This is a genomic window from Prevotella sp. oral taxon 317 str. F0108 (assembly GCF_000162415.1).
Taxonomy (GTDB): Bacteria; Bacteroidota; Bacteroidia; order Bacteroidales; family Bacteroidaceae; genus Prevotella; species Prevotella conceptionensis.
This window is the reverse complement of record NZ_GG740074.1, coordinates 137,597-151,106: the sequence shown is the minus strand read 5'-3', so window position 1 is coordinate 151,106 and position 13,510 is coordinate 137,597. Positions and strand designations below refer to the sequence as shown.

The following is a 13,510-nucleotide window of genomic DNA, read 5'->3' as shown; positions in this document are numbered from 1 at the left end:
AACACAACAATGAAAAAACAACATATCATCTGTTTGGCACTGGCCACAGGTACAATACTGTTGGGCTCTTGCAACGACTTTTTGAACGAGAACCCCGACAACCGCACGCAGATAGACACGCCCGAGAAGGTGAGGCAGGTTCTTGTTTCGGCATACCCTGAGAACTCGTATTTCGTGATGGCCGAGTACATGTCGGACAACGTGGACGAATATCAGAACCCCAGGACAGACGTCTCGCTAGACGAATACTACCGTTGGAAAGACGCCACCCAAACCACCAACGACTCGCCCGACAGGCTGTGGCGCACATATTACGCGTCTATCGCCAATGCCAACGAGGCACTGAAAGCCATCGACAAACTGGGCGGCCCGAAAACAGAGTTGCTCGCACTGTGCAAGGGAGAGGCCTTGCTCTGTCGCGCCTATGCCCACTTCATGCTCGCCAATATCTTTTGCATGAACTATGGAATGCCCAACAGCAACACGGACATGGGCATATACTATATGTACGACACCGACACGCGCATCGGACAAGTGAACCCGCGCGGAACGGTGGCCGAGGTTTACCAAAAGATAGCTAAGGATTTGGAAGAAGGCCTGCCCTTAGTGGGCGACGCGCACCTTAAAGTGCCCAAGTTCCACTTTAACAAGAAGGCGGCCTACGCTTTCGCCACACGCTTTTACCTCTTCCACGAAGAATGGGAGAAGGCAGTAAAATACGCCAACGAATGCCTGGGCAGCTCGCCCCAAACGTTGTTGAGAGACTGGCGAAGCTACCAAAGCATGACACGCAACATCGAGGCCTACACCCTAAAGTACGTCAACACGGAGAACAAGTGCAACCTGCTTATGCAAAAAGCATATACGGAAGCGGGCCTGTTGTTCAACAACTACTCCAGAGGTAAGAAATACGCCCACGGCCCTTACCTAGACAACAACGAGACGATGTTGGCCAAAAACATTTGGGGAGAGGCCAATTACTGGGACAACGGGCCGTTCTTCTACCGGGTCGGCGCCACAGAAACCTACGACATCACTTGGCGCATACCCTATCTTTTCCAATACACCGACCCCGTGGCGGGCACTGGTTACCAATCTTCGATTATGCCCATACTCACCACCGACGAGACGTTGCTCAACCGTGCAGAGGCCTACATCATGCTTAAGAAATACGACTTGGCGGCGGCCGACCTCACGACGTGGATGCAGAACATCGTCAACACGAACGTGGTGCTTACCCCCACAAGCATTGAGGCATTCTATAAACCCATAGACTACTCGTACAGTGACGACAAGAAGTTGCAGTCCACCATCAAGAAACACCTACATCCCAAGTTCGCCATCGACACCGAGGGTAGCCTGCAAGAGTGTATGTTGCAATGCGTGCTGGGTTTCAAACGCATCGAACAGCTTCAAACGGGCGCACGATGGTTCGACATCAAACGCTACAACATCACCGTGATGCGGCGCCTCATCAACGAAAACGGCACGCCCCAGGAGCTTACCGACAGCTTGGCACCCGATGATCCAAGGCGAGCCATACAGCTGCCGCAAGACGTGAGGGATGCCGGTGTGCCGATGAACCCACGCAATAAATGAGTGAGACAACACCAAACCAACGCTTAACAAAACAGCAATGAAGAAGAATACATTATTATATATCCTCGCATCTGTTATCTGCATAGGGACGATGGCGGGGTGCGCTGACGAGAAACTCTCACCCAACAGCGTAATAACTGCCGACAAGCGTACGCCCACACCACTAGACCTTTGGCTCGACCGATATTATGTGTCTACGTACAACATCAATTTCAAGTATCGATACGAAGACATAGAAAGCGACATGAAGTATTATACCGTGCCCGCAAGCTACCAAATGGCCATAAAGATGGCCAACCTCGTGAAGTATTCTTGCCTCGAAGCATTCGACGAAGTGGCCGGACCCGACTTCACGAAGGCCAATTTCCCCAAACTGATTTACCTCACCGGCAACTGGGAATACAAGAACAACGGCACATTTATTCTGGGTACGGCCGAGGGAGGAAAGAAAATATTGCTTGCTGGCACCAACTTCATAGACAAGTTCATCCAAAGTGCCGAGGATATCAATACCTATTACCTCAAGACCGTCTATCACGAGTTCACCCACATCCTGAACCAAACGAAGCCCTATTCGGCCGACTTCAAACTGGTTACAGGCTCAGGGTACGTGGCCGACAAATGGAGCGAGAGCCCATACGCCAACACCAACTATTGCTACGAGCATGGTTTCATCTCGGCCTATGCCCAACATTCAGACGTGGAAGACTTCGCCGAGATGTTCTCCATCTACGTTACCAGCTCTCCGAAAAAGTGGAACGCCTGGCTGGATATTGCCAATGCAAAAGGACAAAAGGACAATATCTTAACCAAACTAGACTATGTTCGGAACTACATGCGTGAATCCTGGAACATCGACATCGACAAACTTCGCGACGTGTACCTTAGGAGAGAAGACGATATCGTAAAGGGAAAGGTAGACCTCACCAACATTTCACTATAACAAAACCTAACGCATACAACAATGAAGAAAATTCATCATATACTTTCGGCACTGCTGACGCTCGCCGTAACGCTGGGTTTGCAATCGTGCCTAAAAGACCAGGCCGACGTGTTCGACAACGCATCGTCGCTGCGCCTGCAAGAGTATCTAGACAAAACGCAGAAAACCCTAGTGGATGCACCCTATGGGTGGGCCTTCGACATCTATCCCGAACGGACACAGGCCTATGGGGGATACGCCTTCACCTTAAAGTTCGACAGAGAGAAATGCAAGGTGCGGAGCGTGCTGGACGCAAGTCGTGAAGACGAGTCTTACTATAAAATGACCTCCGAAGTGGGGCCTGCCATCACTTTCGACACCTACAACCCCTTGATGCATTATTTCTCCAACCCGTCGTCGGCCAGATTCCAAGCCTTGAAAGGCGACTTCGAGTTCGTGGTAGACAGTGTGTCGGAGAACCTCATAAAAGTGCACGGCTACCGCACAAAGAACGTGATGTATCTGAGAAAGCTAGACATGCCCGCAGCCAAGTATATTAATAAGGTGGACAGTTTCAGCGCAGACTTCACCCCCACCGGGCTTTGGTCTTTTAAAGGCAAGGTGAATGGCACTGATGTTCAGGGCGAACTGGATGCTTCGGAACTGAAACTGACCTACAACTCCGGCCAAAAGGAGGAAACCACTGCCATCGCCTTTACCGACAGGGGCGTTAGAACCTACCGCCCATTGCAAATAGGTGGCACAACCTTCGGCGAGCTTACCTTCAACGCATCCGACTCAACCTATCGGGCCAAGGGCGCCAACAATGAGGAGATAATCCTGAAAGCCGAACAGCCGAAGTGGTTTCCGGCATACGCCAATGCCGCAGGAAAATACACATTGGAGGCCGTCTATTCCCTCAACAACACGGACTACAGCGTGGAACTCGATGTCGACTTGAAACTCACAGCCGACTACAAGGGCTACGAGATGGAGGGAGCGTTGCTGGGATATAATATCAGGCTGACGTTCGACCGTAAAGAGGAGGCGATGATTGTTGCGCCGCAACAAATAAGAAGATTTCCAGATGGCAACGTATTGATGTTAACAACTTTCTCAACTTCTGCCGGGCGCCTTACCACTTCGCCCAGCGCCTGTTTCTCATTGAAGTGGGACAACGCGGCTAATGCTTACGTTTTCCGCCCCAAAGGGGAATGGGGATACCCCTCATCCGGCTGGTTCTTAGGCGTATACGATAGTCAATGGTCTTTCTTGGGCAACGCCAAGGCACTCAAAGTGCCGAATGCTTACCTCTTCGGTCGCGCATACGAGAGACTGGACCAGTTGCTCAAACTTAAAAGAAGGCAATAATACAAACGTAAAGAGAATATCAATATGAAAAATATTTTCAGAGCATTCCTTGCCGCCGTTGCCCTGTTTGCAACAGTGGCTTGCAGCCATGACGACAATGTGGGACGAACGTTTGGCGACAAGGCAATCACCATAGACAGCTCGAGCGTCACCTTCACGGATGCACCTTCCACAGGAAGGGTTACCGTAAAGGCCGCAGGTCCCATTACAAAAACGGCCGTTTCCAACGATTGGTGCAAAAGCACGTTCAGCGGAAACGTCGTCACCGTTGAGGCAACGCAAAACACGTCGTTCACTTCTAGGGTAGCTAACCTCACCATTTGGGTTGGCACCGACAGCATTAACGTGCCTGTTCACCAACAAGGGCTGCCCGGATTTACCATAGGAGAAAGAACCCAATACCTGGTAAGCAACAAAGATACCAGCATTGTCATCAGTTTCCGGCACATCGATGGGGTATCTGTCACTACCCACAAGCAGGGAGAATGGCTTTCGCCCACAGTAGAGAACGGCAAGGTAATCATCAAGGTGGCCGCCAACAACGGCAACAAGCAAAGAGACGGATATGTTGACATCAGCTCGGGCAGAAGGTTTCCCATACGTATCAACATCCAGCAAAATTGGGATGTAGAAACGCAGATGAACGGCAGTTGGACTTTGACTTACTTTTCAAAATTGGATACCACTGGCCTTACACGCCAACAAATAGACTGCACTTTCGACAAGGATTCCATTCGGATAAACAGTGCAAACCACGGCAAGGTGTCCATCCCATTCCGTTTAAAGAAGTCTATTCCCGCCAGGTTCATGCTCGACGGTAGCGTCAGATGCGGGGGTAAACTCGACAATTACACGCCGTTGCTCTATCTCGTGGCCGACTACCAAAGGCTTTGGTCGTATCTTACAACGAGCACAACCATAGCTGGTCGTATATTGCCTAACGCCGAAGGGAAACTTAGCATAAGGCCAACTGGTTTCCTTGAAGGGAGGGAAGAACGGCCCATTACGCGCTTTTGTTTCGTGTTGCACGACAATGTGCCGCCAACAGGCATGCCTAAGAACAACAACGGATTTAAATACGTCTTGGCCGACTTCTTTTTCCCCGTCTTCGTGAAGAAATAGTAATAGTCCATAACGTTTAACCCCAAATCGGTTCATTAAAGCCTGTGCAGATTTCATTTGATTGTTGAAACTATTGTCTGTCTTGTTCTTGAAGGCGTAGCAGGCTACGTTTAAAGGATAAGATGGGCAAGATGTCGACAAGCGAACGGAATATACCAGGAAGCGATGGACATAACTTAAAATGTTTGATATGCGGTCTAATGAACCGATTGGGGTTTATTTTTATTTATGCCCATGCCGCTTTCGGAGCAAACCGGAAGGCGCGCATGGGCATTTTATGTACCCTAGGTGGCGTTAGCCATTTTTCCACCTTTTCACTTTTAGGAGTTAAGGAGTTAGGGAGTTAAGGAGTTAAGCCAAATGCCTAGGTGGCGTTAGCCATTTTTCCACCTTTTCACTTTTAGGAGTTAAGGAGTTAGGGAGTTAAGGAGTTAAGCCAAATGCCTAGGTGGCGTTAGCCATTTTTTCACCTTTTCACTTTTAGGAGTTAAGGAGTTAGGGAGTTAAGGAGTTAAGCCAAATGCCTAGGTGGCGTTAGCCGTCTTTTCACCTTTTCACCTTTTCACCTTTTCACTTTTTATCTTTTTATCTTTTTATCTTTTCACCTTTTCACCTTTTCACCTTTTCACCTTTTCACCTTTTCACCCTTTCACCCTTTTCCCCTTTCCCTTCCCATCATTATGCCGTCAACACGCCACTTTTTCGCGCAAAAAGTTGTACTTTTGTAGGCATAGGGCGTCAGTGCGGCAGCATAAAGGGGCCACCTTCGCCCATCATCAGCACAACAATATAGATAAAAAACATATCGACAATGGCAAACTTGAGATTTGAAGTTGTGGCAGAAGCCTACAAGAAGAAACCGCTGGAAGTGATTACACCCGCCGAAAGACCATCTGAGTTTTTCGCGAAGTACGTCTTCAACCGAGCAAAGATGTACAAATACCTACCCGCCGACGTTTACGAAAAGCTTACCGACGTTATCGACAACGGCACCCGTTTAGACCGTTCCATCGCCGATGCAGTGGCCAAAGGCATGAAACAATGGGCCAACGAAAACGGGGTGACACATTACACACACTGGTTTCAGCCCCTAACAGAGGGCACGGCAGAAAAGCACGATGCCTTTGTGGAGCCCGACGGCAAGGGTGGAATGATTGAAGAGTTTTCGGGAAAGCTGCTCGTTCAGCAAGAACCCGATGCCTCTTCGTTCCCCAACGGCGGCATCCGCAACACCTTCGAGGCTCGCGGCTATTCGGCGTGGGACCCCACTTCGCCCGTCTTCATCATCGACGACACGCTTTGCATCCCCACCATCTTCATTTCTTACACGGGCGAATCGCTCGACTATAAGGCGCCGCTGCTGCGTTCGTTGCAGGCCGTTAACACCGCTGCCGCCGCCGTGGCCCAATATTTCGACCCCAATGTGAAGAAGGTTTGCTGCAACCTAGGCTGGGAACAAGAGTATTTTTTGGTTGACGAGAGCCTTTACTTTGCCCGTCCCGACCTAATGCTAACAGGCCGAACGCTCATGGGACACGACTCGGCCAAGAACCAACAGATGGACGACCACTATTTCGGAACTATTCCCGAACGCGTGCAGGCCTTTATGAAAGACCTCGAAATACAGGCCCTAGAACTAGGCATACCTTGCAAAACGCGCCACAACGAAGTGGCGCCCAACCAATTTGAACTGGCGCCCATCTTCGAAGAGGCCAACCTGGCCGTAGACCACAACATGCTATTGATGTCGCTCATGAAGAAAGTGGCACGCAAGCACAGTTTCCGCGTGCTGCTCCACGAAAAGCCTTTCGCCGGCGTTAACGGCAGCGGAAAGCACAACAATTGGAGCTTGTCTACCGATACGGGCGTGCTGTTGCATGCACCTGGCAAGGGCTACGACGACAACCTGCGCTTCGTAGTGTTCATCGTAGAAACGCTCATGGGCGTGTATCGCCACAACGGATTGCTGAAAGCATCGATAATGAGTGCAACCAATGCCCACCGCCTGGGCGGTCACGAGGCTCCGCCAGCCATCATTTCCTCGTTTCTGGGCACGCAACTCAGCACGCTGTTGGCACAAATCGAGCGTGCCGACGACGACGAGTGCTTTGCCGTGGCTGGCAAAAAGGGAGTGGAACTAGACATCGACCAAATTCCCCAACTGCTTATCGACAACACCGACCGCAACCGCACTTCGCCCTTTGCCTTTACGGGAAACCGCTTTGAGTTTCGCGCCCTTGGCTCGGAGGCCAACTGCTCGTCGGCACTCATCGTGCTAAACTCTGCCGTTGCCGAGGCACTCAACAGCTTTAAACAACGCGTAGACGCACTTGTGCAGCAGGGCATTGACCTTAAACGCGCCATCGTGAGCGTGTTGCGCGATGACATACGGGCCTGCCGCCCCATCGTGTTCGACGGCAATGGCTATTCGGAAGAGTGGGTGCGAGAGGCCAAACGTCGCGGGTTGGACACAGAAACAAGCTGTCCGTTGGTGTTCGACAGGTATCTCGACGAGGATAGTGTGCAGATGTTCGAGAGTCTGAACGTGATGCACCGAAACGAATTGCAAGCCCGCAACGAAGTGAAATGGGAAACCTACACCAAGAAGATACAGATTGAGGCGCGCGTGCTGGGCGACCTCTGCATGAACCACATCATACCCGTGGCCACACATTATCAAAGCAGATTGGCCAAGAACGTGCAGAGTATGTTCGGCATCTTCGCCAGCGAAAAGGCGCGCATACTTACTTCGCGCAACGTGAAAATCATCGAAGAGATTGCTCAACGCACGCAAACCATCGAAACGAAGGTGGAAGAACTGGTTGCGGCACGTAAGGTGGCTAACAATATTCAATGCGAAAGAGAGAAGGCAATTGCCTATCACGACAATATCGCACCAAGAATGGAGGCCATTCGCTACGAAGTGGATAAGCTGGAACTGCTGGTGGCCGACGAGCTGTGGACGCTGCCCAAATATCGAGAACTGCTCTTTATAAGGTAGAGGTTACGAGTTGGGGAGTTAACAAGTTAACCAGTTGACGAGTTAACCAGGTTGACGAATTAACAAGTGGACTAGTTAACGAGTTATAGTCAAACAGAATTGGATTTGGAAAGCCATAGCTGCATCGTAAGCAAACAAAAGTACTCCTTTTCCTCTGCGTAAGGGCTTATTGATGTTATGCAACGCACGTTTTGCATTCTTCAAACAACTATTTTCCAAATGCAATTCTGTTTAACTATAACCAGGTTGACAAGTTGACGGGTTAACTGGTTAACTTGTTAACTTCTCAACTCGTCAACTTAAATCATTGCTTTTATTTTACAAAAGCGGTCTGTTTTCCACTCCGTTCTAGCGAAAAAATAGGTCATAAAGTAGGCAAATTACTACCATTTCTCCTCTTTCACGTCTTTCCTTTTGTCTGTTTTTAGGCAAAATAGCTGCATTTTGCACCATTTTGCCTTTCTAGTTTGGTTGTCATCTCGCGATTTTTTAGGTCCAATTACCCACTTTTTACCCCCAAAAAACCACTTTTTGAGGGCTGTTTTGCCCCTTCGAGTCATTCCTTTACTGGCTCGAGAGGGTTATATCTATACCATTTCAGCGGATATTTATGCTTTTTGCCTTGCGGTTAGCACCATTTTGTACGGCATTTTGCACCGTTTTACCTTGCATTTAGCACCAAAACGCACTGCATTTAGCACCAAAACGCAATGCATTTAGCATCAAAACGCATTGCATTTAGCACCAAAACGCAATGCGTTTTGCACCATATTGCACCATTTTTGGCAACAAACAGCCCCAAAAGGGGTACAAATGGCGACCTTTTGAAATAAATATTCATTTTGTCGCATTCACACACTGCCCCTTTTTAGCATCAAAACAAACCTTCGCGAGAATCGATTTTTTGCGGCAAGTTGGGCGATTGGGGACAAAATGGGCACTCATGGCGTTGAATTTTCTACTGAAAATATTACTTTTTTGCACCCTTGCCATGGTTTTCAGCAGGCAAATGGGGCAGAATTTTGGATTTTAGCGTATCCTTGTTCAGTACTTCGTACCTGAGAGGAGTGGCTGTCTTGTTTTTGCATCTCAAAGATAATATACTCCTATCAATACTGGTTTACAATCGAGTTCTGTTCGCCTTGGTTTTGCATCATAAAGATAATATACTCCTATCAATATTGGTTTACAATCGAGTTCTGTTCGCCTTGGTTTTGCATCAAAAAGATAATATACTCCTATCAATACTGGTTTACAATCGGGTTCTGTTCGCCTTGGTTTTGTGTCACAAAGACAACAAACGCCTCTCAATTGATAGGCAGACTAGAAGTTAACCCGTCTTAAACATTAAAATCTATTAACAATATGAAAACAAGCCTTAAAAATCAATCAAAACAAACCAACCTATTGATATTTAGCTTATATTTGTAAAACCTTTCTAAGAAGTATCAATCATACAAAAATATCCTACACATGACCTATACAACCCAAACAGCAACATCCCCAATGGCAACAAATAACCTACTGCACACCAGTAGTTAATGCCAACACCACGTTATACAAGTGGTTGCAGGCACCGGCATGCCGACAAAAAGGCCAAACCGTAACGCCCAAATGCCTTTACCGCAACCAACGAACCACCATACGCAAAGCGATGGAGCCTAACAATAGGCCGCTTTCACCCTCTATCAGACCATTTAACAAGCGCGGCGCAATGCCCTTGGTCTGCACCAGATGCCCAAACATTCTTAAACTGTCGCCTTCGTCCGCCTAACTCGCAAACACGGCCATGTAGCCTGCCGAACGTATTGTTCGCCTACAACGGCCAACTGATACAACCCCAACTAGCTGGCGAACAAACAGCAAATGACGAGAAAAAGGAGACGGCAATGGCAGCGATGCCACGCTCAACAAAGAACTAAAAACGTTGAATCTTAATAGATGTAAATGAGATGAACGAGAAATCTACCCAATCGGACAACCTTCACAAAGGACTCCAAAGAAAAAGACTTGCGCTTAGTTCCGCACCCATGCGAACTACGCTCATGTTGTCCCTCGCGCTCTCGCTTGGGGCCATGCCGTCTGCGGCGCTTGCCAACAGCACGCCCGCCAACGGCCTTTTGCCTAACCCGATAGCCCTGCAACAGCAAAGCAAGGTGGCCAAGGGCGTGGTGACAGACAGCAACGGCGAACCGCTTATCGGCGTAAGTGTTACCGAAAAGGGCACAAACAACGCCTATGTAACCAACGTAAACGGCGAGTTCGAACTGCGCCTATCCTCTGCCAACGCCCAAGTCGTGGTGTCGTATGTGGGTTTCCTGCCCCAAACGCTTAGGGCTACAACCAACATGCACATCGTGCTGAAAGAAGACAGCAAGGCACTTAACGAAGTGGTGGTTGTGGGATATGGCGCACAAAAGAAAGCCAACCTTACGGGGGCGGTAACGAGTGTAGACGTTAACAAAAACCTTTCGAGCCGACCCATTGCCGACATCGGCCGCGGCCTGCAAGGCGTTGTGCCCGGCATGAACATCCGCGTACCCACTGGCGAGGTGGGTTCGGACCCGCTTATCAAGATACGCGGACAGATTGGCTCCATCGAAGGCAGCAATGCGCCGCTCATCTTGCTCGACAATGTGGAGATACCCAGCATACAAGTGGTTAACCCCAACGATGTAGAAAGCATATCGGTGCTTAAAGATGCGGCCTCGGCCTCTATCTACGGTGCAAAGGCTGCCTTTGGTGTTGTGCTCATCACCACGAAGAACGGCGCCAAGAGCAACCGCTTAGAGGTGAACTACTCTAACAACTTCTCGTTCCAAAGCACCGCAAGGAAATTGGAGATGGGCGGCATCGACGGCTTGCAATACACGCTCGATGCACAAATAAACCGCGGCGCGCCCCTGCCTGCCGGCGGTATGTGGCGCGTAAGTCCTGAAAGCATCAAGCGCATGCGCGAATGGCAAGAGAAATACGGAGGCAGCGTTAAATGGAACGACCCCGTGCTTTATGGGCGCGACTGGGAAGTGATTGGCGGAGAGAAATACGGCTACCGCCTTTACGATGGCGTAAAAGCGATGGTGCGCGACTGGGCACCAACGATGACGCACAACCTGTCGGTGAACGGCAAGTCGGGCAACACCTCTTATAACATTGGGCTGGGTTACTTCACCCAGGATGGTATGTCGCGCACGGCAAAGAAAGACGACTTCCGCCGCTACAATGCAACGCTGTCGCTGCAATCGGAGATTAACCAGTGGGTTACGGTGCGCATGAGCTCGCTTTATTCCGACCGTAACAAGCGTTATCCCGGCGTTGGAACCACATCTGCCGACCCCTGGCTCTACCTTTACCGTTGGAGCCCGCAGTTCCCCATCGGCGTAACCAGCAATGGCAGTCCGCTACACGAACCCTCTTACGAACTGGGTGCGGCTAACACCGACAACATACAGAACAAGTATTTCAACATCAACCTCGGCGTAACCGTAAACATCACCAAGAATTGGGACTTTAAGCTGGATTACACTTACGACCACAACGCACAGGAAACGAACGAGTCGGCCATTCAATACCGCGCAGGGCAAGTGTGGTACAACCCCGTTCAGTGGCTTGAAAACGGTTATCCCGTGTACGTAGACGAAAACGGAAACCGCACAGACACAGGCGGAAAACCTGCATATCGTTTTCCCGTTGCAGACTATTACTCGAATGTGGCATCGAGCTATGTGCAACAGTCCAGCAGGGCAACAGACAACAACACCATCAACGCCTACACCACGTACAACCTAAGGCTGGGTGCAGAGAAAGAGCATGCCTTTAAATTCATGGCCGGTATGAACCAAGTAACCAGCAAATGGACTTCACACGAAACCCTGCGCAACGGGCTTATCGACCAAACCAACCCGCAGTTCCACTTGGCAGGAGGCACCTATGACGGCGACGGAAACCGCAATTGGGAGGCACAACTGGGCTTCTTCGGCCGCCTGAACTATGCCTACGCCGACCGTTATCTGCTAGAAGCCAACGTAAGGCGCGACGGTTCGTCGAAGTTCCCCAAGCATCTGCGCTGGCAAACCTTCCCCTCGTTCTCGGCCGGATGGGTGTTTACCAACGAACCTTTGGCCCAACCCATCATCAAAGTGCTTAGCTTTGGTAAGTTCAGGGCATCGTGGGGTAGCATCGGCGACCAGTCTGTGGCCAACACGCTCTATCGGGCCGTGATGGAAAGTGGTTCTAGCACGTGGCTCGACGGCAACAACAAGCGCGTGCCGCTGTTCGGAACGCCCGCCTTAATAGACAGGAACATTACCTGGCAACGCATCGAAACGCTTGACCTTGGTGTAGACCTGCGTTTCCTCGACAATAAGATTGGGGTAACGTTCGATTGGTTTAAGCGCGACACCAAAAACATGATTGTACCCGGCGACGACCTGCCTGTAACCCTCGGAACATCGTCGCCAAAAGGAAACTTCGGACATTTGCAAACCAAAGGTTGGGAAGTTTCTGTAGACTTCAATCACCGTTTCGCCAACGGACTGGGCGTTAATGCCAACTTCACACTGGCGGATGCCATCACAACCGTTATTCAAGGTGCCGACTATCAAAAGCCGTGGGAACTGCGAAGTGTTTACGACCAATACTCCACAGGCCGCCGCTATGGCGACATCTATGGCCTTGTAACCGACAGACTCTTCCAAAAGGACGACTTTGAATACGATGCCGACGGCAAGAACATCGTCCGCACAAACGTTATATATAAAGGTACGTTGCGCTCTACCAACAAGCAGACGGCTCGCCACCCCGTTTACCAAGTGCAATACGAAGACGGCGACAAGCTGGTTTTTGCACCGGGCGACGTGAAATTCAAAGACCTTGACGGCGACGGATACATCTCTGGAGGTGCAGGAACCAACGGCGACCACGGCGATTTGGCCGTGATAGGCAACTCTACGCCGCGTTACGAGTATAGTTTCCGCATCGGCGTAGACTATAAGGGATTTGATCTCTCCATCTTCTGCCAAGGCATTGGCAAGCGTAAGATATGGGGAGAAGGTCAGTTGGCCATCCCCGGATTTAATGCCAAGGAAGGAGCAATCCCCAAGACCTTCGCTACCGACTACTGGCGAGAGGACAGAACAGACGCCTTCTATCCGCGGGCATGGAACCTAGGCAACAATAGCACGGGGTTCAGCATGCAGCGTCAGAGCAAGTACTTGCTCAACATGGCCTACCTCCGCGTGAAGAACATCAACTTTGGATATTCGTTCCAACAGAATTGGATAAGCAAAGTGGGCCTAACAAGGGCAAGGCTCTATCTCTCGTTGGAGAACTTCTTCACCTTCGACAACCTGCGCGGACTGCCCATCGACCCCGAAGCCATCTCCGGTTACTCGATGTTCACCTCTAAACAAAACTACAACAACGGGCGAACAGGTACGGGAACGCCCGTGTTCAAGTCGCTTTCGTTTGGCGCACAGCTCACATTCTAAAAAGCA

At 50.1% G+C, this 13,510-nt stretch carries 6 protein-coding genes; all 6 read left to right on the top strand.

Annotation, left to right across the window (positions count from 1 at the left end):
- Positions 1 to 9 precede the first annotated feature (9 nt).
- The 6 genes from HMPREF0670_RS10060 to HMPREF0670_RS10030 all read left to right on the top strand — a co-directional run bounded on the left by HMPREF0670_RS10060 (position 10) and on the right by HMPREF0670_RS10030 (position 13,504).
- On the top strand, positions 10 to 1,599 hold the full coding sequence (locus tag HMPREF0670_RS10060) for a RagB/SusD family nutrient uptake outer membrane protein (protein WP_009231052.1): 1,590 nt from the start codon (positions 10 to 12) through the stop codon (positions 1,597 to 1,599).
- Positions 1,600 to 1,636: 37 nt separating this feature from the next.
- Positions 1,637 to 2,542 (top strand): putative zinc-binding metallopeptidase, encoded by a 906-nt coding sequence (locus tag HMPREF0670_RS10055; RefSeq protein WP_009231051.1) that lies wholly within the window; start codon positions 1,637 to 1,639, stop codon positions 2,540 to 2,542.
- Between the two features lie 21 nt (positions 2,543 to 2,563).
- Positions 2,564 to 3,892, top strand: a complete 1,329-nt coding sequence (locus HMPREF0670_RS10050; RefSeq protein WP_009231050.1) for a DUF4302 domain-containing protein — start codon at positions 2,564 to 2,566, stop codon at positions 3,890 to 3,892.
- A 24-nt stretch (positions 3,893 to 3,916) separates the two neighbouring features.
- Complete coding sequence (locus HMPREF0670_RS10045) at positions 3,917 to 5,014, top strand: BACON domain-containing protein (protein ID WP_009231049.1); 1,098 nt, start codon at positions 3,917 to 3,919, stop codon at positions 5,012 to 5,014.
- A gap of 811 nt (positions 5,015 to 5,825) precedes the next feature.
- A complete protein-coding gene (locus tag HMPREF0670_RS10040) occupies positions 5,826 to 8,015 on the top strand; it encodes a glutamine synthetase III (protein ID WP_009231047.1) in 2,190 nt (729 codons plus the stop codon).
- Positions 8,016 to 9,967: 1,952 nt separating this feature from the next.
- On the top strand, positions 9,968 to 13,504 hold the full coding sequence (locus tag HMPREF0670_RS10030) for a SusC/RagA family TonB-linked outer membrane protein (RefSeq protein WP_044078115.1): 3,537 nt from the start codon (positions 9,968 to 9,970) through the stop codon (positions 13,502 to 13,504).
- Positions 13,505 to 13,510 lie beyond the last annotated feature (6 nt).